Origin of the sequence: Streptomyces sp. NBC_00726 (assembly GCF_045161735.1) — a bacterium.
Taxonomy (GTDB): Bacteria; Actinomycetota; Actinomycetes; order Streptomycetales; family Streptomycetaceae; genus Streptomyces.
Genome location: NZ_CP108983.1, coordinates 4,671,673 through 4,693,091, shown reverse-complemented (window position 1 = coordinate 4,693,091; position 21,419 = coordinate 4,671,673). Strand labels below are relative to the sequence as shown.

At 74.9% G+C, this 21,419-nt stretch carries 13 protein-coding genes; all 13 read right to left on the bottom strand.

The window, feature by feature from the left end; all coding sequences use genetic code 11:
* Positions 1-35: 35 nt before the first annotated feature.
* The 13 genes from fxsT (OG338_RS21165) to OG338_RS21105 all read right to left on the bottom strand — a co-directional run bounded on the left by fxsT (OG338_RS21165) (position 36) and on the right by OG338_RS21105 (position 21,307).
* A complete protein-coding gene (fxsT, locus tag OG338_RS21165; RefSeq protein WP_405938813.1) occupies positions 36-3,311 on the bottom strand; it encodes an FxSxx-COOH system tetratricopeptide repeat protein in 3,276 nt (1,091 codons plus the stop codon).
* Positions 3,308-4,588 carry a CHAT domain-containing protein gene (locus OG338_RS21160; RefSeq protein WP_405938812.1) on the bottom strand — a complete coding sequence of 427 codons (1,281 nt, stop codon included), beginning with the start codon at positions 4,586-4,588 and terminating at the stop codon, positions 3,308-3,310. The genes fxsT (OG338_RS21165) and OG338_RS21160 overlap by 4 nt, the downstream gene beginning before the upstream one ends.
* Positions 4,581-6,503 (bottom strand): hypothetical protein, encoded by a 1,923-nt coding sequence (locus OG338_RS21155; protein WP_405938811.1) that lies wholly within the window; start codon positions 6,501-6,503, stop codon positions 4,581-4,583. The genes OG338_RS21160 and OG338_RS21155 overlap by 8 nt, the downstream gene beginning before the upstream one ends.
* A 1-nt stretch (position 6,504) precedes the next feature.
* Entirely contained in the window at positions 6,505-7,452 is a 948-nt protein-coding gene (locus OG338_RS21150) for an AAA family ATPase (protein WP_405938810.1), read from the bottom strand.
* Positions 7,449-7,856: a CU044_2847 family protein gene (locus OG338_RS21145; RefSeq protein WP_405938809.1), complete on the bottom strand. Its 408-nt coding sequence runs from the start codon at positions 7,854-7,856 to the stop codon at positions 7,449-7,451. The genes OG338_RS21150 and OG338_RS21145 overlap by 4 nt, the downstream gene beginning before the upstream one ends.
* A 71-nt stretch (positions 7,857-7,927) precedes the next feature.
* Positions 7,928-10,921, bottom strand: coding sequence for an FxSxx-COOH system tetratricopeptide repeat protein (gene fxsT / locus OG338_RS21140; RefSeq protein WP_405938808.1), 2,994 nt, complete (start codon positions 10,919-10,921; stop codon positions 7,928-7,930).
* Between the two features lie 81 nt (positions 10,922-11,002).
* Entirely contained in the window at positions 11,003-12,391 is a 1,389-nt protein-coding gene (locus OG338_RS21135; RefSeq protein ID WP_405938807.1) for an aKG-HExxH-type peptide beta-hydroxylase, read from the bottom strand.
* Entirely contained in the window at positions 12,388-13,527 is a 1,140-nt protein-coding gene (locus OG338_RS21130) for an FxsB family cyclophane-forming radical SAM/SPASM peptide maturase (RefSeq protein ID WP_405938806.1), read from the bottom strand. The genes OG338_RS21135 and OG338_RS21130 overlap by 4 nt, the downstream gene beginning before the upstream one ends.
* Positions 13,528-13,744: 217 nt before the next feature.
* Positions 13,745-13,933 (bottom strand): FxSxx-COOH cyclophane-containing RiPP peptide, encoded by a 189-nt coding sequence (fxsA, locus tag OG338_RS21125; RefSeq protein ID WP_202542778.1) that lies wholly within the window; start codon positions 13,931-13,933, stop codon positions 13,745-13,747.
* Between the two features lie 152 nt (positions 13,934-14,085).
* Complete coding sequence (locus OG338_RS21120) at positions 14,086-17,523, bottom strand: SAV_2336 N-terminal domain-related protein (RefSeq protein ID WP_405938805.1); 3,438 nt, start codon at positions 17,521-17,523, stop codon at positions 14,086-14,088.
* Between the two features lie 7 nt (positions 17,524-17,530).
* Positions 17,531-18,556, bottom strand: a complete 1,026-nt coding sequence (locus OG338_RS21115) for an AAA family ATPase (protein WP_405938804.1) — start codon at positions 18,554-18,556, stop codon at positions 17,531-17,533.
* 130 nt (positions 18,557-18,686) lie between these two features.
* Positions 18,687-20,690, bottom strand: a complete 2,004-nt coding sequence (locus tag OG338_RS21110) for a trypsin-like peptidase domain-containing protein (protein WP_405938803.1) — start codon at positions 20,688-20,690, stop codon at positions 18,687-18,689.
* Positions 20,691-20,746: 56 nt separating this feature from the next.
* Positions 20,747-21,307, bottom strand: a complete 561-nt coding sequence (locus tag OG338_RS21105; protein ID WP_405938802.1) for a CU044_2847 family protein — start codon at positions 21,305-21,307, stop codon at positions 20,747-20,749.
* Positions 21,308-21,419 lie beyond the last annotated feature (112 nt).

Genomic DNA, 21,419 nt, shown 5'->3' with positions numbered 1-21,419 from the left:
TCCGTTCGCGAGGCGGGCCCCTCGGCCGTGCCGGCTCAGGTGACGAGTGGTTCGAAGGGCCAGAACCGGGGAAGCGGGTCCGCCGGGCCGGCGGTGACCACCTGACGGCAGGCCATGGCGAGCGGGTGGCGGGGGCCCAGCGCCTCGTCGGCCCGGGCGCTGTTCGTACGCCCCGGCAGCCGCCGGTCCGCGGGCCGCACCAGCGCCACGTTCAGCGCCCAGCCGATCGCCCAGGGGTGCCCGTCGCCGACGGCCCGGGCCATCCGGACGTCGGCCCGCTCGATGCCCTCGGCCCCCCGGTCCCGGTCGCCGGCCGTCCAGCGCATCAGCCCCAGGTTGCCCCGGGTGCCGATGGTGTACGGGTGCTCGTCGCCCAGCATGCTGCGGTAGCCGGCCACCACCTGTTCGTGGAGGTCCAGGGCTTCGCGGGGTTCGCCCGCCTCCCGCCGCACGGACGCGGTGCCGGTGCTGATCATGAGGGTGAGCGGGGCGTACTCGCCCAGGGTGCGCAGGGCGTCCGCCCTGATGCGGTTCAGGTCCTCCAGCACGGCCGGGGCGCCTCTGGTCTCGTACCGGCACAGCGCCAGGTGGTAGCGGCCGCGCAGGGTCTGCGGGGCGTTGCCCCCGAGCACCCGCAGATGGTGGTCGACCGTTTCCCGCAGCGCGTGTTCCGCCTCCCGGTACCGGCCGAGGAGCCGCAGGTCCATGGCGAGGTTGAGCTCCGAGTACAGCGCGGGCGGCGCGTCCGGCGAGAGCACCGCCCGGCGGAGTTCCAGGCAGTGTTCGTCCAGGGCGAGCGCGTCCCCGTACCGGCCGACGAGCCGCAGCGAGACGGCCAGGTTGTTCTGCGCGTTGAGGGTGCGCGGGTCCTCGGCGCCGAGGAGCCGGCGGTCGCGTTCCAGGATCGACGCGGACAGCTCCACCGCCTCCTGGTAGCGGCCGAGCCCGCGCAGATCGGCGGCGAGCCCGCCGGCGGCCCGCAGATGGTCCAGGTCCAGTTCGCCGCGCTCGGCGGCCAGGGAGTCCGCGGTGGCGCGCTCGACGCGCTCGCTGCTGCGGTAGTCGCCGAGGGCCCGCAGCAGATTGGCGTAATGGTGGCGCAGCGCCCAGATCCGCGGGTCGGCGGCGCCGAGAGCGCTCTCCCAGGACCGCATCGCCGGGGCGGCGAACCGGATGCCGCTGCCGTACTCGCCGGAGAGGTACATGTAGCGCAGGCAGTTGAGGACCAGCTGGTGGACCCGCGGGTCCGTGCTGTCCAGGACCTCCGCCCATTCGAGGTGGGTGGTGAGTGCGGCGTACGCGGGCCAGTGGCGCGGGTCCGAGGGGTCGCCCGGGTCGGCGGCGGCGAGCGCCCGGGCGGCCCCCTCGGCGAGCGCCCGACGCTCCCGCTCGGGCAGGTCCTTGCGGATGATCTGGTGGACCATGCGGTGCAGGTGGACGGACTCCTCGGTCCCCCGGGACTCCACCCGGATGACGGAGAACCGGCGCAGCCGGCGCAGTGCGCCGTTCCACAGCTCCGGATCGTTCATCAGCCGGGCGAGCCTTTCGGGCAGCACCTCCGGCGGTACGGATCCGAGCAGCGGTACGGGGATGGCGCCGGGTGCGAAGAAGCAGCAGAGGTCCAGCAGTTCGACGGCTTCCGGGGCGGTCTCGCGGAGCCGGTTCAGCAGGAGCGACCAGGCGGTCCGGAAGGCGACCGGGAAGTCGGCCGACACCCTGAGGACGTCCTGTTCGGCGCCTTCTTCGAGCAGTGCGATGTACTCCTCGACCCGCATCGCGGATTCGCTCAGCCAGCCCGCCGCCTGGTCGAGCAGGAGCGGGAGCCCGTCCAGGGCCCCGGCCAGCCGGGCGGCCTCCTCCCGGGTGAGGCGGGGGGCCCGGCGGCGGACGAAGGCGACGGACTCCTGAAGCGTGTACGGGGGGACGTCGAGGGCCGCGCAGCCGTGCTCGGTCCACTCGGGGTTGCGGGAGGTGATCAGGACATGGCCGGGTCCGGTGGGTACGAGGTCCTGGATCTGCTCGGGGTCGTCCGCGCCGTCCAGGACGAGCAGCCACCGCGGGTGGGGTTCGCCGCGCCGCAGCGCGTCCCGGACGGCGCGCAGGCGTTCGCCGTACTCGGCCCCGGTGGAGAGCCCCAGCTCCGGGGCGAGGTCGGCGAGTTGCTGCCGGAAGGCGGCGCGCCGCTCGGCGGGCACCCACCACACCACGTCGTAGTCGGACCCGAAGCGGTACACGTACTCCAGCGCGAGCTGGGTCTTGCCGATGCCGGGCATGCCGTGCAGGACGACACGGCCGGGCCGGGTCCCGGTGGCGCGCAGGAGGTCGTGCACGGCCGCCAGCGTTTCGTCGCGGCCGGTGAAGCGGCTGTTGCGGCGGGGGACGCCGCCCCATACGGCGGGCGGGTCCGGCGGGAAGCGGGGGCCGGCCGGTTCCGTGGACGCGTGGGGGCCGGTGGGCAGTCCCAGCCGCTTGAGCAGCCGTGACTCCGCGGTGTCCGCGCCGACATGGGTGAGGTCCGCCGCGTTGAGGGCCGTGGCGGCGCCGGGCTGCGCGGAGGCCGTGAGGGTCACCGCGGCGAAGCGGTCCGGGTCGCGGGCGACGACGGCGCGCAGGACCCGGTCCCAGTCGTCGTGGCCGCGAGAGCCCTGCCGGAAGAACGAGCCGCTGAGCAGCAGGAGGACGCGGCCCGATGCGCGGGCGGCGAGATCCTCAAGGGCCTCCTCCAGCGGCACTTCGGGTGCCGGGTCCCACTCGCGGTGGCTCACCGGTACCCCGCGCCGCTCCAGCCGGTGCCCGATCCACACCGCCCAGGCCCGGTCGTATCCGGTGGCACCGATGGTGATGCCCGCGTCGGGCTGCGGGGGCCCGGGCGGGGCCCACGCGTTCGGGCGCGTCGCGACCGTGCCCCGTACCACCGCGCCGGGCGCGGCCGACTCCGTGATGGCACAGGGCAGTTCGGCCTTGCGGACCGAGGCGCCCCACTGGTTGAAGATGGTCAGCCGCAGCACCCCTGGGCCGGCCGCCGGGCCCGCGGTGACGAGGAACGTCGCGGGACCGTACGTACCGCCGAAGCGGTGCAGGACGAGGCCGGGGTCCTCGATCGCCTCGCAGACGAAGTGCGGCGCGCCTTCCAGGGCGACGCTGAACGTCAGCTCCTCCTCGTCGTACGGCCAGGCGTCGCCGTCCGTGTCGCCCCGGGCGTCGAGCGGGCCGCGCAGGTCGACGCTGACGCACTGGACGAGGCCCGGCTCCACCTCGGGGAGCCAGCCCACGACGGGTTCGATCAGCAGCGGGCGTGCGTCACGGGTCATGGCCGCCCACCCGCCCCGGCCGGTACGGGTGAGCCGTGCGGGCGTGCGGTGAGGCGCAGGGTGCTGAGCGGATGCCCGTAGTACTGAAACATCAGGCTGTACAGCAGGCGCAGCACGTTCCGCTGCCGGTCCGCGTCGAAGGTGCCGTCGTCCGTGACCATCATCGGGACTCCGCCGCCCGCGAGGAAGCTGTCGTGGACCTCCGCGCGGAAGGCCCGGAGCGCACCGGCGACGGGCCGGCCGGAGTCCTCGGTCACGGTGTCGACGATGCGGCGGATCATCACCCGGGCCTCGGGGTCGCCGACCGCGCCCGCCGAGACGATGCAGCCGCCGGCGCCGTTGCGCAGGAAGATCTGGGTGAACCCGCGCAGATACTGTCTGCCGTCGCCGCCGTAGTCGAGGAAGCGTCCGGAGTGGCAGGCGTTGAGGCAGACCAGGGCCTCGTCGCGGCCCAGGAGGCGCATGTCGAGGTCGTGGTAGTCGGCCCAGGTGCCGCCGGCCAGGGTGACCTTGCCGAGTTCCTGGCCGAAGGTGCCGTGGCAACCCATGTAGACAAGGCCGGTGCGCTGCTCGGCGAGATCGTCCAGGTTGTTCAGGAAGCTCTCGATGCCGAAGTGCGGCCGGTGTTCGTACGGGTCGAAGAACTGCTGGTCGTGGGTCATGTCGGCGTGGAAGAAGCTCAGGACCCGGCCGTCGGGGGCGACCGCCCGGTCCGGGAAGTCGTCCAGCCAGCGCGCCACGTCCACGAGCGCGCCGAGCGGCCCGCCGCGCAGCCCGGCGCCCGGCTCCGGGGGCAGGTCCAGGGCCTCCCACGGCAGTTCGAAGCCGGTCTGGTCCAGGACGACGATCTGGAGGGCTTCGCCGTGCACCCGCCGGCACCGGTTGATCCAGCCGGTCAGCCGGTCCTGGTACCTCGACCAGCGCCGGATGGACCGGAAGAGCTCGGAGGGCGGGGTGCCGCCCCGGCGCGCATGGCCGAATCCGATGTCCCCGGGCCGCAGTTGGCCGGGTCCCGTGGTGTACGGGAGGTGGTCCACGCCCGCGCACCACGCCTCGATCCCGAACGCGTCGGGGTCGCCGGCCCCGGTGTGGTGGCGTCCGACCCGGATGCGGGCGTACGCCGTGTCCGGCGGGCGGGCGGCGTCCACGGGTGCGGCGCCCAGACCGCGTGGCTCCGCGGTGCGCGCGTCCCCCGGGCCCGGCGGGCGCTGGCCGGGCAGCGCCTGTGCGGCGGAGGCGACCATGCTCCGGATCAGCCGGAGCCGGCCGTCAGCCATGGCGCGCCTCCCGGTCCGGGGCGCCGGGGGCGTCCTGCTCGTCGGCGCGCGCGACGACCCCGCCGCCCAGGGCCTCGGCGAGGGCGGCCGGGAGGCGGGTGTACGGGGGCCGGCCGGGGTCCACGACGACGCTGCGGAGGCGGCTGCGGCCGAGGGCGCGGATGTGTGCCGCGACGGCCACGGCGTCGTCCACGCCCGTACGGCACACCGGGCCGGGCCCCGGCCGGCCGCTGCGGCTCACGGCGAGCGGGACGTTGCCCCGGCCGTCGGTGGCGACGACCAGGAGCGCTTCGACCGGTCCGGCGCCGTGGTGCCGGAACGCCCGCCGCAGCGCCTGCCCGGCGAGGTCGAGTCCGTGGGCGAGCGGGGTGGCCCGGCCGGGGTGCCTGGCCAGCGCGGCGGCGATGCGGGGGTCCCGGGTGGAGCGGGCGGTGAACGCGCGGGCCCGGAGCTCGTCCGGCTCGCCCCCGCCGCCGACCTCGACCACATGGACGGCGGCCCGGGTGACGTACGCCCAGCGCAGGAACGGTTCGAGGGCCGGGTACCAGTCCCAGCCGCCCCGGCACGTGTGGTCGAGGACGACGGTGAGCATCCGTACGGGCTCCGGGGCCCGGACATAGCCGCGCAGGTCCGGCGGGGCGATCACCAGCCGGCCTCCCCTACCGCCCCGGACGGCCCGGTGTTTCGCGGCCTCCATCGCGGTGCGGACCGGGGCCAGGTCCCACAGGTCACGGGCGCGCCGCACCCCGATGACGGGCCCCCGGGAGGCCCGCGCCCCCGCGCCACGCCGGACCGGCACGCGCAGCGTGGCCTCGTGGTGCCCCGGACCGGCCGCGTCCTCCGGGTACGGGAGGTTGTCGGGCGGTGCCGGTTCCCCGGGGGTCGCCGCCGGGCCGAGCGGCTGCGCGGATTCCGGCCCGTGCACAGGGACCCCCGCTTCGGCCTCCTGCTCCGCACCGCGCGGGACCTCCGGCCACGGCAACGGCCGCCCCGCCCCCGGCGGCTCGGGCGGCTCCCGGTCCGGGGCGTGCTCCGGCCGCGCTTCCGGGCGGTGCGGGGTGCGGAGCCGGATGAGGCGCGCGGCACGGTCGACGTGGGCGGGGGTGACGGGGAGACCGTGCTCCGGGGTGCCCGCCGCGTCCGCCGGGCCGTCCAGCCGGGACAGGGCGCGGGCGATGCGGGCCAGGGCGAGGGCGCGCCGGTTGCCGCCGCCCTCCTGCTCGTCCAGGAGGTCCAGCACGGCGGAGGCCGCTTCGCCGGTGAGCGTGGCGCGGGGCCGGGGGGTCTGCGGGGCGAGGGCCGTCGCCCAGCCGGCGGGGAGCGGGCCGAGCGGGTCGGGTCCGGGGTGCGGGCGCAGGCCGGGGGCGGCGAGGCGCAGGGCGAAGCGGTCCAGGAGGTGCGGGGAGAGGAGTGCGGCGTCCTCGGACCGGCAGCAGGCCAGCCACCGTGCGCGGGGCCGCCAGTGGTGCCGGATGCCGGAGTGCTCCAGGGCAGCGGTGTCCGCGCCGAGCAGCTGGACGGCGGCGCGCCGGCCGGGGACGCTGAGCCGGGCGAGGTCGGGGACGACGACCAGGCGGGGCCCGGCGTCCGGCTCGGCGAGGGGCCCGGGGCCGAAGGTGAACCCGATGCCTTCGGGACCCCGGCGCACTCGGGGGCGTATCCACAGGTCCTCGTCCACGGTGGCGGAGTCCAGCACGGTCCGGGGCGCGGGGCGGCCGGCGTCGGTGGCGCGGCCGAGCAGGCGGGCGAACGTCCGGGAGACGGCGGGCAGGTGCTCGGGCGGGAGGTCGAAGAGCAGGACCCCGGCGAGCGAGGGTTCCAGCGCGGCGGAGGCGAGCACGGTGAGCAGGCGCCGGAGGACCCCGTCCGGCTCCTCCGGGTCCTGGTCCCCTGTCGTGTGCGCCGGCGTCCCCATGTCAGCCGAAGAGCTCGTCCAGCACGGATTCCTCTTCCTGCCCCCAGGCCGGTTCGGGTCCGTGCACCGAGTCGGGCCGGCGGTGGCGCAGGGCGAGCGGCACCACCCGTCGTACGTGGGCACGCGCCACGGCCGGGGCGCCCTCCCGCGCGGCGAGGGCGCGGGCGGCCTTGGCCACGAGCAGGTCGCCCCGCTGGCCGACGGCCCCGGTGCGGGCGGCGGCCTCGGCGCAGAGCCTGCTGATGTCCGGGTCCAGCCGGACCGCCGTGAGCCGTTCGCGGGCGGTGACCAGAGCGTCCCGCAGGCGTCTGTTGTCGTCCTCGGCCTCCCGTAACCAGGCGGAGTCCGCGACGAGACGTTCCTCCTCGAAGGCGAGCACGGTGGTGATCATCCGGTGCCGCTCCTCGATGTCCAGCTCGGCCGCGGTCACCATCAGCCCGAACCGGTCGAGCAGCTGGGCCCGCAGACTGCCTTCCTCGGGGTTCATCGTGCCGACGAGCCCGAACGAGACGTGGGCCTCGGTGTCGATGCCCTCCCGCTGCACGGACAGGACCCCGGTGGAGACGACGTCGAGGATGATGTTGACGATGTGGTCGTCCAGCAGGTTGACCTCGTCCACGTACAGCAGGCCCTTCTCATGGGCCTCCTCCAGAAGGCCGGGCTGCCGGCGCGCCCGGCCGTGCATCAGGGCGTCGAGCTCCCAGCCGCCGAGCACCCGGTCGTCGGTCGCGTTGATCGGCAGCGTGACGGGCAGGCATCCGCCGGTCATCAGCGCGAAGGCCCGCACCACGGTGGACTTGGCCGTGCCGCGCTGTCCGGCGATGAGGACGCCGCCGATGGCCGGTGCGATGAAGTTCAGCTCCAGGGCCAGCTTCAGTTCGTCCTGCCCGACGATGCGGCTGTACGGGAGGATCGGCGCGGACAACGCCTCGGCCGCCGTTTCGCTCACGAGGGCGCCACCGCCGTGGACACCCGCTCCTCGCGCCCCGGCTGCCAGCGGAAGGTGACCTGGATCTGCGCCTCCGCCCCGGCCTTCACCACGGCGGCCATGCCCGCCTCGAAGGTGATGCCGACCTGGAGCTCGACCTCGTCGGGCCGCAGCCCGTCCCCGAGATCGCCCAGCCTGCGCATCGCCTGCGACGCGCAGCGCCGGGCGAGGTCGAGGCCGTCCCCGTACAGATCCCGCGCCGTGCCGAGCGCCCGGCGCCCGGCGCCGTCCCGGGTCTCCTCGCTCCCGTACAGGGAGTCCGCATCGGTGACGGGCACCCCGGTGGCGGCGAACGCGTCCGCGTCCACGACCACCGGGATGGGGGCGTCCTCGCCCGGTGCGGGTGAACCCACGACTACCGCCATCACTGCCCCCTGAATTACCCAATTGCCTTATACAGCAAGGTTACTGACTGGCAATCATCTACGCCATGCCGTCAGATGATCTGCGGCTCGAAGTCCCAGTACGGCCGGTTGCGGGAGCGCGCCGACACAGTGTGCACGTGCTGCGCGCCGAGCGTGGCCACCAGGTCGTCCAGCGCCTCCGACTCGACCTTGTCCGCCCGCTGCCTCTCCCGGATTCCGCGCAGGTCCGCGGCGTGGGCGATACGGGCGGAGAGCGTCAGGGGGTGCGTACGCCCCAGGACCTCGATGGCGCGTGTGACCAGGGAGTCGGTCAGGGCCACGGCCCCTTCCACATCACCGACCAGGTTGCGCATGGCGGAGGTGTTGACGGCACAGCCGAGCGTCCAGGGATGGTTCTCTCCGACAGCAAGACCGAGGTCGGCAAGTGCTTGCTCCGACAGATGGTGCGCCTGCTGGCGCTCCCCCACACTGCGCAGGATCAGGGCGTGGTTGGCGCGGGTGCCCGCCACGAATGGATGCTCCTCGCCCAGCATGTCCACATAGCCCTGGACGACCTTCTCGCTTATGGCCCTGGCCTGGTCGATGTCGCCGTGCTCGCGCGCGAAGAAGCTCTGGCTGGCGGCGAACATCAAGGTCAGCGGGTCGCTCTCGCCGAGCACGCGTTCGGCCCGCTCCAGCACGCCGGTGAACAGCGCCGCCGCCTTGTTCCGCTCACCCGCGCGGTATTGGCAGAGCGCCAGGTTGTGCTCGGCACTCAGGGTCTGCGGGTTGTCGGCGCCCATTACGGTCTGGTGGACGCCGACGCTCCGTTCCTGGATCGACTTGGCGTCCTCGTAGCGGCCGAGCAGGCGCAGGTCGGTCGCGTAGTGGATCTCGGAGTAGAGCGTCCAGGCGTGACGCGGTCGCAGCAGCTGGCGGCGTGCTTCGAGGGTGCGGCGGTTGAGGCCCAGTGCCTCTTCGTAGCGGCCGAGGAGCCGCATGGACGTACCGAGGTTGTTCTGGGCGTTGAGTGTGCGGTAGTCCTGCTCGCCCAGCAGCTCCCGGTACTGCGTCAGGATCCAGCTCGACAGCTCCCGCGCCTCCTCGTAACGGGCGAGCCCTCGCAGGTCCGCCGCGAGGCCGCCGGCCGCACGGATGTGCTCCAGGTCCTGGGGCCCGCGTTCGGCCCGCAGGTGTTCGACCGCGGCCCGTTCGATGGCCTCGGTCCCGGCGTAGTCGCCCACGGCCCGCAGCAGGTTGGCGTAGTTGTAGCTCAGGTCCCAGACGCGCGGATGGTTCTCCCCGAGCAGTTCGCGCCAGGCGGTCATGGCGCGCTCGCCCAGCTTGATCCCGGCGCGGTACTCGCCCGAGATGTACATGTACCGCAGGCAGTTGAGCACCAGGTTGTGCACGGCCGGGTTCGTGCTGCGCAGGACGTCGGCCCACTTCAGGTGCGGGGTGATCTCGGCGTAACGCGGCCAGAGCCTGGTGTCCGTCGGGCGGCCGGGGTCGGCGGCGGCGAGTGCGCGGCGGACGACGTCGATGAACTCCCGCCGGTCCTGGTCCGGCATGTCCTTGCGGACGATCTGGTGGACCATGCGGTGCAGGTAGACCGACTCGCCCGAGGACGTCTCGTCGACGGCGGTCTCATGGGACTCCAGCCGCACCACGGAGTACTGGCGCAGCTGGCCGATGGCCCTGTTCCACAGCAGCGGGTCGTTCAACAGCCCCGAGAGCTGTTCGGGCAGCTCACCGGCCGGCATCTCCTTCAGCAGGCGTACGGGGATGGAGCCGGGTGCGAAGAAGCTGCACAGGCGCAGCAGGTCGACGGACTCGGGGACGGTGTCCCGGAGCTTGTTCAGCAGTATCGACCAGGCGGTCTGGAAGGCGAGCGGGAAGTCCGCGGACACCTTGACGACGTCCTGGTCGATCCCGCCGTTGAGGAGTTCGATGTACTCCTCGACGGACATGTCGGAGTCGTTCAGCCAGCCCGCCGTCTGGTCGAGGAGCAGCGGCAGGTCCTCCAGCGCGTCGGCGAGCTGGTCGGCGTCGGCCGGGGTCAGACGCGGGGCGCGGCGGCGGATGAAGGCCACCGACTCGTCGCGCCGGTAGACGGGCACCTCGACCAGGTTGCTGTTGTGCTCGCTCCACTCCGGGTTGCGGGAGGTGATGAGCACATGCCCGGGCCCGGTGGGCACCAGGTCCCAGATCTGGTCGGGTTCGTCGGCGCCGTCCAGGACGAGCAGCCAGTGGGAGTGCGGGTTGCCCCGGCGCAGCGAGTCGCGGACGGCGCGGAGCCGTTGGCCGTATTCGGCACCGGTGGACAGGCCCAGCTCCGGGGCGAGTTCGGCGAGCTTCTGCCGGTAGAGCGCGCGCCGGTCGGCGGGGACCCACCAGACGACGTCGTACTCGGAGCCGAAGCGGTAGACGTATTCGGCGGCGAGCTGGGTCTTGCCGACGCCGGACATGCCGTGCAGCGTCACCACGCCCGCGCCGCTGCCCGCCTCCTGGAGCGCCTGGTACGTCTCGGCCAGCAGCCCCTCGCGGCCCGTGAACCGGGTGTTGCGGCGCGGCACCCCGCCCCAGACCTCGGGGATGTCCGCCGGGTAGCGGGGCCCCGGGCGCGCGGCGGCGGTCTCCGGGAGCGGGTCGGTGGGCAGTCCCAGCCGGACGAGCAGCCGGCGCTCCGCCTCGTCCGCGCCGACGTTGGTCAGGTCGGCGGCGGCGAACACCGAGGTCGCGCCGGGCAGGGCCGCGGTGGTGACGGACGCGGCGGCGAAGCGGTCCGGGTCGGGCACGACCACTTCGCGCAGGGCCCGGTTCCACTCCTCGTGGCTGCGCGGCCCGAGCTGGAAGTACCAGTCGCTGAGCAGGACCATGATCTGTCCGCGCGCGAGCATCAGGTCGCGGAGCGAATCCTCCAGCGGCACATCGACCGGCGGGTCCCAGCGCTGCTGGACGACGGTCACCCCGCGCCGCTCCAGCCGGTCCGAGATCCATGCCGCCCAGGCCCGGTTGTACCCGGCGAAGCTCAGGGTGATGGTCTGCGCCCCGATTGCTCCAACTTGCTTACGCGTAGCGGGCATTGAACCGTCTCCCTGACCTCGTTGTGAGCTTTTTCAAGATACACCGGGGCATGCGCGCGCCGGTCGCGATCGCGTGGCCGCTCACCTCCTGGATGAGCCGTTCCTCTGCTGCCATATCACTTTGGCGGTGGACACGTACGCCTCCGCACGCGCGAGGTGACCCGTGGGTGGCGGCGAATCCTCCAGACGGTGGTAGAGGGTGATCATCTCGTTGACGAGCGTGCGTCCCTCGGCGGTGAGCGCGGCCGAGCCGGCCAGCACCGGCAGTACGGCCCCGACCTGCTGCCGGCAGCGGGCGTGCTCGGCCCAGGCCGGGTCCCGGTGCGCGACGCGCCGGGCGTGCAGCGCGAACCGCTGCCAGTAGTCGGCGAGCGCGAGGTGCGAATAGGCGCCCTGGAGCAGCCCGTCGAAGGGCCGGGGGTCGGGACGCCAGGGCGCGAAGTGCCGGGGCGTCGCGTCCTCGTGGTGCAGCGGGACGAGGGCGCAGAGCGCGGCGAGCTTGGTGTGCTGGAGCTCGTGCACGAGCGTGGAGGCGAAGTACGCGGCGGTGGCGGGCTTGCTGCTGAGGACCGCGCCGAACGCCTCGCGCCGGGTGCCGCTGCAATGCGCCGCGCTGCGCCCGGTGGGCCCGGAGCCGGGCGGCGGCCCGAGCGGCACCATGCAGCGCAGCAGGACGGCGGCCTCGGTGAGCCGGTGCTCCCCGCCCAGCCGCAGCAGCGGTTCGACTCCGGACCAGGACTCGGTCCACGCCTTGCGCTCCCAGTCGTCCAGCTGGGCCGACCCGCTCAGCCCGTGCCCCGCGAGCCCGCCGCCGCCCGTCCGGTACGGGTCGAGGTCGTCCAGCACCACGGGCCCCGCCCCGGGCACCGTGGCGGGCAGCATGACCAGGGGCACCCAGCGCGGGTCCGCCGAGCTGGTGGCCCCGTCCGGCTGGACCCGGACGGTGAAGGGCGCGCCGACGGCGGGGCGTACCGTCAGCTCGCCCGCACGGCAGTGGAGTTCGACCGGTCCGGTGTCCGCGCGCACGGCTCCCAGCGTGGGCAGCGACAGGAGCCCGCCGCGTGGACCGAGCCGCACCCGGAACTCCACCCCCGCCCGCGCCCCGGCGGCGGCGACCAGCGCCGTCAAATGGGCCAGGTCGGCCAGCAGGTCGGGTCCGGCCGCCGCCTCCGCCGTCAGCCCGCCCAGCAGCCGCTGCGCCCAGGGTCCGGCCAAGGGGTGGAAGAGAACCGTGCGCACCGCCCCCCGGTCCGCGTGTTCGGCGGCTTCGAGGAGGGCCCAGTCCGCGCGGAGCCGGTCGAGCAGCGGGGGCGGGCACACGGTGGCCGGGGCGGCCTCCGCCGCGTCGAGCACCGCGCGCAGGAGGACCAGGCGGCGGGTGTCCTGGTCGCGGACGAGCAGGCCCAGCGATGCGGCGTCGCCCTCGGTGCGGCCGAGTTCGCGCAGGACGTGGTCGGGGACGGGGCTCATGGGGGGCCTCCAGCGGTTGCGTCGGCGAGCCGGTCCGCGATGTGGCGGATCAGCCGTTCGAGGTCGGCGCAGTAGACGGAGGGGTTCCGGAAGCCGTTATCTGCGCGGTAGCGGTGTGCGTAGTGGCCGCCCCCGCACACGGTCAGCAGCGGGCAGGCGCGGCAGGCGGCGGCGAGCGCGCCGGCCCCCGCCTGGCGGGCGGCCACGCCCGGGTGGCGCAGCGCCTCGTCGAAGGTGTGGTGGAAGACGTCGAGGCCGGTGGCGGCCGCGCCGTCGTACGCGGACTTCAGCGAGTCGACCTGCTCGATGGAGCCGTCCGTCTCGACCACGACCGCGTTGACCGGGTCCAGGCCGAGGGATTCGGTCGCGGCGGGCAGCCCGAGAAGCAGGGCGAAGCACTCCTCGAACAGCCGGATGCGGGTCTCCCGCCGGGGCGCCCCCCACCAGCGGTCGAAGACCGTGCACAGCCAGTCGCCGTACGGGGTGGGGCGCCCCGGACCGGTCGCGGCGGAAAGGCCCGGCGGCGGGCTGGACCAGTTGCCGTGCGGCAGCAGGAGGTCCAGGGCCGGCGGGCGCAGGGCGAGCAGGGATTCGTACATCTCCACCGGGTCGGTGGCCGGGTCCACGACGGTGAGGATGCCCGCGTACGCCTCGGGGTGGTGGTCGGCCAGGAGCCGGGCGCCCCGGGAGGCGGCGGGCCAGGAGGGGCGGCCCGCGTGGTCGGTGCGCAGGGTGTTGTGGGCGGCGAGCCCGCCGTCGAGGCTGATGCCGATGCGGATGCCGTGCCGGGCGAGCGTGCTGACGGCGGGTCCGGTGAGCAGGGTGGCGTTGGTCTGCACCGTGGTGTGAACGGCGCAGCCGGCCGGCGCCCGTTCGCGCACCGCGTCGGCGAGGGCGGCCAGCCGGCCGGGCCCGGCGAGCAGGGGTTCGCCGCCGTGCAGGACGAGGGCGATGCCGCCGAGCCCGTGGGCGGCCGCGTGCTCGGCGATCCGGGCGGCGGTGCGGTCGAGGACGGCGGGCGAAGCGGCGGACGGGCGGTCGCGCCAGGTGCGGTCGGGCCCCTCGTACAGATAGCAGTAGCGGCAGGCCAGGTTGCAGCGGCCGTGCACCTTCACGATGAACTGCCCGAAGGGCACCGGGTGCGCACGGGTATCGCCTCGCGGCGCGGGCGCGGCCCCCCGAGGCGTCGTCGGTCCAGCCATTCGAGCACCCCCGTGCTGTACGCCGGCCGGGATGGCCCCGCCGCCGGCCCGGGGTGAGTGTCCCCGGGGTACGGCGGACGCAGGCCCGGCCCGGGCCATGATGTCCGGATCGGGCACACCCCCGGCCGAAACCGTGCGGGTCCGGCGCTCATCAGAAGGCGTTGGTGAACCCCCAGAGCATCTCCTTCGGCTGCTCCGCCCGGCCGCGCAGATCGGCCACCACCTCGGACAGCACCGGGTGGTCCATCGTCCGCAGGGTCGCCAGGTCCAGGCCCAGCAGGTCCGGCAGTTCGCCCGCGCCGGCCGCACCCGTTCCCTCGTACCGTGTCGACTCGCTCATCACGTCTCCCCGTACCGCAGCACCGGGCCGGCCGGTGACCCGCTCGCCGTTGAGCGCGTCCCGCCGGTCCCGCATCCCTGACCTGCTCCGTCGTCCCTCTGCCCGGCGTGTGCGCCGGAGCCCGGGCGCGCTCGCCGTCGAGCGCACCGCTCTCACCGCTCCAGCTCCGCCAGCCGCTCGTCGGTCGCCTCACCCGCCGCGCCGCCGGTGTCCGGCAGTTTGCGCCACTCCCGGCGGGCCGCCCGGTACGCGTCGCGCGCGGCCCGGGGGCGTCCCGCCCTCTCGTACGTCATACCCCGCCAGTGGTTGGCTGTAGCAGCCAACTCCACGGCTTCCCGGAGATGTTGTGGACTCTCCGGCTCCATTTGTGCCTCGCCGGCCGCGTCGGCGGCCGACCGGAACGCCTCCGCGGCCTCGTCGCGGCGGGCCGGGCGGTCGAGGACACCGGCCGCCTGGAGGAGGGCCCGGCCCAGCTCCAGCCAGCAGCGGGCGGCGGTGAGCGGGGCGATGGCCTCCTCGGCCGCCAGCTTGAAGAGGTATTCGGCCTCCCGCAGGTCGACCCGGTCCGCCGTGGCGCGGTGGCGCAGCATCAGGGCGCGGCCCAGCATCAGCAGCCGCTCGGACTGCTGGGCGCCGCCGGCCGGCGTCTCGGAGCGGCAGTCGCGCAGCACCCGGACCGCCGCGCCGATGTGCGCGCCGCCGTCCGGGAGTTCGGCGCGGCGCAGCAGTGTGGCGCCCCATTCGGCGAGCAGGTCGGTGTAGGCGCGGGAGTCGCGGGGGATGCCCCGGGCCGCGCGGGCGAACCACTCGGCGGCGGCGACGAGTTCGGCGGGGTCGCCGGTGTGTTCGTAGCGGGCGGTCCGGACCCGGCCGGCCCGGGTCTGGAGCTGGGCACGCTGCCGCTGGTCGCGTACGGTCGCCAGCGACTGGGCGGTGAGCGTTGCGGCCTCCTCCGGCTCGGCGCCCGAGGCGAGCAGCGCGTCGACCAGGTCCAGGACGATGCGGACCTCGGTGCCCATGGTCTGCCCGGTGCTCCGGGCGAACGCGGTGCGCAGGGACCGGGCCGACTGGCGGGCGTATTCACGGGACTGTTCGCCGTCCTGGGTGGCGCGGGCCAGCTTCAGGAGGGTGCGGCCGTGCTGGAGGGGCAGGACGGCGGGGCGGTTCTCCTGGTCGGGCCAGGCGTCGGCGAAGGCTTCGAGCATGCCGCAGGCGCTCTGGAGCAGCGCGGTGTCGCCGTCGAGCCGCCACTGCGCCTCCAGGGCCCGGACCCGTTCCAGGGTGAGGCGGAGGGCTTCGCCGGGCTCCAGGCCGGGGCTGGCGCAGGCCGCGGTGTACTCGCGGTCGGCGCGCCGCAGCAGCTCCAGCGCGCCGCGCCGGTCGCCGCGTCTGCGCCGGTCGTCGGCGGCCGCGTGCAGCACCTTGGCGAGCACCGCGCGTTCCCGTACGGCGCCGGGGCGGGCGGCGGCCCGTTCCGCGGCGTGTTCGGCCTCTTCGAGCAGGTCGGCGCCGCCCTGGACCTCCCACAGGCGCAGCACGCAGCGCGCGTACTCCGCCTGGAGTTCGGTGTCGTCGGCGGCGGCCCGGCCGTGCTCGGCGGCGCCTCTGAGCAGCTGTACGGCGTCGATCAGGCGCTGCACCATCTTGTCGGTCTCGAAGTGGCGCACGAGTTCCCGCGCGCGGTGCACGGCGAGCCCGGCGGCCGGGAGGCTTCCGGAGGGCCTGGTTTCCCGGGTGACGAATCGTGGCGGTACGGGCATGAATCGCTCCAGTACACGGGCTGCGACTTCGGCAAAGGCGTGGGGGACACGCGGACCCCCGGGTCTCCCGGTCCCCCCGTTCCCGTCGTTCTCCTCGTTCTCCTCACCGTCGTCGGCGTCGGCGTCGCGGGCCCCGGTGTCCGTGCCCGGGAGGGGCCAGGGGGTGCCGTGCGCGGCGTCGCCGGTGGTGCCGTCGCCGAGCTGGGCGTAGGCCAGGGCCGGGAAGTTGGGCCCGCCCTTGCCGAACCGCTGCTCTATGTACTGCGAACAGTGCTTGAGCACGAGAAGGGCCTCGTCGCGGCCGAGGGGACCGAGCAGTGCTTCCTGGACGTCGGGCTCGAAGACGTACCACTGTCCGCGTCCGGTGCCGCCGCCCTGCCGCTTGAGGAGTCCGCTCAGCAGGACCTCGGCGAGTTCGGAGGGGCCGGAGTGGGGCAGCATCGTGCGCTGCACGAGTTGCATGACGGGCAGATAGAGGGGGGCCGCCGCGAGGTAGACGGCGAGCTGGCCGGCCGCCGGGGAGGCCGTCGAGCGGAACCGGCTGACGAGTTGCAGCGAGGACGGGGCCTCGCCCGCGCGGCGGGCGGGGGCCGCCGGCTGGTCGGCCCGGACCCAGCCGACCGCGCCCGGCACCGAGGCCGCGCCGGTGCCGGAGAGCAGCCGGGCCCAGGCGGCGAGCGCGTCCGCGACCGGCGGCAGCACCGGGACGGCGAGGGCGCCGGGGTGCGCGGGGCCCGTTCCGGCGTCGCCGCTGACCTTGAGGAGGGTGGCCCCGGCCGGGCCCTCGCCCCGGGTGAGCGAGCCGAAGGTGACCGGCAGCCGGGTCCGGTTCCACATGCGCTGCGGCAGCGGCTGGAGCACGGCGACGGGGGCGAGCCGGGCGAGCTGGTGCAGCAGCCGGTGGGCGTGTCCGGTGCGCCAGAGAGGGCCCGCGCAGTCGCTGACCACGACGGTCACCCGGCGTCCGGTGGGGTCGCTGAGCCGGTCCGCGGAGTGCAGCGGGGCGGCGGTGGGGTCGGGGCTGCGGCTGACCGTGCAGCCGCCGTCGGGTCCGGGGTGGAGGTAGCGGATCTGGACGTCCCGGAAGGCGCCGATCCGGGCGAAGATCTGCTGGAGCTCCTCGAACAGCCGGTCCCAGACCAGCATCGAGGAGGAGGCATCCATCACGCACTGCACCACGGCGTCGCCGCGCCGGACCCCCCGGAAGACCGGCATGACCACGCCCCCGGCGCGGGCGCTGCGTTCGGCGGTCGCGGACTCGTCCAGGACCTGGCGCAGGGGTGCGGATACCGGGCGGTAGCGCTGCAACGGGCGCAGTGCGCGGGTCAGTTCGAGGGGGGCGGGCAGCACGGGCGCGGCCGGTACACCGAGGGGCAGCACGGCGGCGCGGGCGTCCGCGCCGGGCCGGATGTCCGCCGGGTCCGGTGCCGGGTCCGCCGCCGGGTCCGGGCCGCCGGTCCGCGTGCGGCCGGGGACGGGGTGCAGGGAGATCCGCTCGCCGTCCCCCGGTGCGGGCGTCTCCTCTCGGCGGGCGTCCGGGGCCGTGCCCGGGGAGCGGACGTCCGGGGTGGCGGTGCGGCGGGGGACGGGGCGTTCTTCGGCGGGACGGCGGCCGGGGCGGTGCGCGGGGTCCCGGCCGGCGCCCTCCTCGTCGGGCACGGACGCGCGGCGGGTCCACCGGGCCAGCCAGAGGGCGTCGCAGAGCTGCTCGACGTCCGGGTCGAGCCCGGCGCCGCGCAGCCGCGCGACCAGCTCGGGCAGTAAGCCGTCGTCGTGGAGCTCCGGGGCCCCGGGCCCGCCGCCACCGCTCTCGTCCGCCGCACCGGGCATCAGCGCCTCACCTCGGCCGGTCGAGTCGCTGGATGAGCAGGTCCGCGAGCCGGTCGCGGCCCGCCGGTGAAGCGGCGTGCGTGAGGTATATGGCGTTCAGCAGCTGGTCCGTGGCGAGGAGTTCGGTGCGGGACCGCTCCAGGAAGTGGGCGATCAGGTCGTCGCTGGCGCGGGCGGCCTCCTCGCCGAGGTGGGCCTTGACGAAGGAGGCGAGGCGCTTGTGGTCGGGGCGGCCGAGCTCCAGGTGGATGCAGCGGCGCATCAGCGGGGCCGGGAAGTCCCGTTCGCCGTTGCTCGTGAGCACCACGAAGGGGAAGGCCCGGCACTCCACCCGGCCGCCCTTGATGCGGACCTTGTTGCCGTCGTGGTCGAGGACGTCCGCCTCGCCGTCGGGCAGCCGGTCGGCGATCCGCTCCAGCTCGGGGATGGCGAACTCGCCCTCCTCCAGCACGTTCAGCAGGTCGTTGGGGAGGTCGATGTCGCTCTTGTCCAGCTCGTCGATGAGCAGGACGCGCGGCCGGTCCGAGGGCAGCAGCGCGGTGCCGAGCGGGCCGAGCCGGATGTAACTGCCCACGCTCTGGGCCGCGTCGGCCCCTTCCGCGCCGCCGGCCGCCGCGTGCGAGGCGATCTGGACGTCCTGGAGCCTGGCGATGGCGTCGTAGTGGTAGAGGCCGTCCTGGAGGGTGGTGCGGCTGACCACCGGCCAGCGCAGCACCTTGCCCAGCTCCAGCTCCCGCGCCACGGAGTGCGCCAGGGTGCTCTTGCCGGCGCCCGGGTCCCCGGTGACGAGCAGGGGGCGGCGCAGATACAGCGCCGCGTTGATCATCTCCAGTTCCTCGGCGCCGGGCCGGTGCTCCTCGGCGACCCGGCCGGGGATGCCGAGCCGCCGGTCGGCGGACTCGCCGCCGTCCGCCCCGCCGGGCCCGCGCCCTCCGGTGAAGTCGCGCCAGGGCGGCGGGGGCGGCAGCTGGGGAACCTGGTCGTGCGGTTCGCCGATGCCCCGGTAGATGAGCCACTCGCTCGGTTCGCTCATAGCGTGCCCCTCGTTGTCACTCGTCCGCCAGGGGCGGCCTGCGTCGGACGTGCCCTACCGTAGCGATCCTGTTCAACACCCGTAAGGGGAAGGTCAGTTCGCGTACACGACTGATGCTTTGCGCGGTGGCTCACGGCGCCTCCAGGAAGTCGGAGCCCGGCAGCGGACGGTGTGGATCGTCGTAGTAGAGGGCGGCGCCGGCGGACCAGTACATCTCCGTCCGCCCCGCGCTCACCCCGCGTCGCAGTTCGTGGATCTTCCACGGCAGCCGGTCATGGGTGCGGGTGTCCGACACCGCCTCGGCCACGCGCCGGTGGAACTCCTTGCAGACGGTGTCGCCCTCCGCCGTGCGCCGCTGGAGCAGCGCCACACCGAAGCCGCTGTCGAGCAGCCGCACCACCCCGGCCGTCACATCGGGGTCCGGGCTTCCGTAGCGGCACAGGACGGGCACGGTCTCGTGGGCCATGGCGCGCAGCCGCGCCGACTCCGGTACACGTACCCGCAATTCGTCCTCGCAGTCGACGACCTCGGCCCGGATCGCGGCCGCGAGACCCGCGTCCCACCGGGCGGGCCGCTCCTCGGCCGCCCCCTGGTAGGGGCTGCGCAGCACCACGGGCCGTACGGCTCCGAGGCGCATCCCGGACGGCGGCAGCTCCCAGTCGTCCACCGGGAGGCCGAAGAGCGCGGGCGCGACGACGACCTGGAGCATGGCGGGGCTGTCCGGTTCGTCGCACCGGCGGAACGCCTCGGTCAGCGCGGCGGCGAGCCGGTCCGGGACGGTGCCGAGCGGCACCCCGCGGCTGTCCTCGTCCACGGGCTCCGCCTCGCCGGCCCGGCGGTCCACGGCGACCCGCCAGTCGTACTGGTCCCGGGCCCAGCCCTGGAGGTCCACATGGAGCACGACGCAGTCGCGTTCGCCGTGGCGGACGGGGTCGCCGGCCGGGGCACGGGCGGCCCGCCCGCGGTTCTGTTCCAGCCGGAGCCGGATCGCGGCCCACTCCACGTCGAGCTGTCGGCGCAGGTCGCGGGGCAGTTCGCTCTCGGCGATGCGCTTGACCCAGTCCCAGAGCCCCTTGACGCCTCGCTCGGAGAGCCGGCCGCAGGGGTGGTCCGCCGCGAGAACGCCCATGCAGTAGCGGATGATCAGCTCGAACCGCGCCTCGCGGTCGCGGGCGCGGGCGTCGTACAGCGCGCCGAGTCCGTCGCGCCAGCCGCGCGGGGCCGGGCGGTGGTCGCGGGCGTAGACCCCGGGCAGCCGGTCGAGCAGCGTCAGCAGCGACCGGGTGCTGGCCGGGGGCGACAGCTCGGCGAGCCGGCCCAGGAGTTCGGCGCGCAGCTTGGGGCCGAGGATGCCGCCGGGCGGGTCGGGCAGCTCGCTCTGCGCGTCGGTCCAGGTCCGCTCGGCGCCGGCGGAGCTGGTGTGCCGGTCGGCGTGGTAGCGGTCGTGGGCGTGGAAGACGGACTGGTATATGTCGTCGGTCTCGGTCTCGACGGGCCCGGCCGGCACCTCCAGGGTGCGCAGCCGTTCGACGCCGACGGCGGTGCCGCCCTGGTGGCCGTCGATCTGCGACTTGATGACGCCGACGACCTCGCCCCGGGCCAGGTCGACCAGCGGGCCGCCGGACATGCCGAGCTCCACCCAGTCGCCGTCGATCCTGACGACCTGTTCGGCGTCGCCCGATGCCCCGTACGAGCCCTTGACGACGCAGACGCCGCTGCGGTTCCGGAGGCCGCCGCCCTGGACGGGCGCCCAGCCCACGCAGCGGACCTCGCGGCTGCGGAGCATCGCCTCGGACCGCTCGGTGACGTACACGCAGGGGTGTTCGACGGGGCGCTGGAGCTGGATGAGCGCGAGGTCGGGGGCGGGCCAGCCGCCCGGGCCCGGGGGGCGGGTGCCGGGCAGGGCGGCGACGACGCGGCCCGGCACCTCGGTCAGTTCCGTGCTGTAGCGGTCCTCCTTGAACCACACGCCCACCATGCCCGCCTCCCCCCGCATCGCCACATGCGCGCATGTGAGGACCCAGCTGGGTGCGACGAAGAAGCCGCTGCCCAGGAAGTCCCCTTCCGGCCCGTCCTGGGCATACCCGGACGGCGGGCGATGGATGCGTACGGTGGCGTCCTGGACGAGGTCCATGAGGGCGGCCTGAGCGGGGCCGAGGGCCCCCTCTGCGCCCCCCTGTTCCCCGAAGGTCATGCCCCGCCGCCGTCGGTGTCGCCCGCACCGCCGGGGTGTGCCGGTGCGCCGGGGGGTGCCCCGGCGGGCGGGCGGCCCGGAGGTGCGCCGGCGCCCGGCGGCGTGCCGGGGGGTGGTGCGGGGGGCGCGAAGGGCACGGGGTCCGGCGGGGCCGTCTGCGCCGGTACGGGGGCGGGCGGGGGCGGGTCGACGGGTGGCCCGCCGCCGTTCCAGGTGAGGGTGACCGTGATGGCACCCTTGGCCTCGCCGTCCGCGAGCAGCCCGACGATCTTCCCGGCCTTGGCGGTCAGCTCGATACCGAACTCGACGCTCACCTCGTCCGGCCGCACCGCGCGCAGCGGCACGGCGAGCGAGCGCGCCACCCCGGTCACCACGGAGTGCAGGCTCTCGACCCGGGCCTGCACCTGGTCCGCGAAGTCCCCGAACCCGGTGTCCGTGTAAGTCGGACCGCCGCCGGGCGCGGGAGCGGTCAGCTCCTCGGCCCCGGAGATCCTGGCCCAGACCGGCGTACCGTCCGGCAGCTCAATGCGCGTAATACGGGACCCACTGTCACCCATGACACCCCCCGTTCGCCAACTACCCGCAGATTAACCGGCGTAGTCGGCGGATGCGGGGCGGATCGGCGAGGAGGCGTCCAGAGGTGTGCGAAGGCGCCTCTAGACTTGCGGT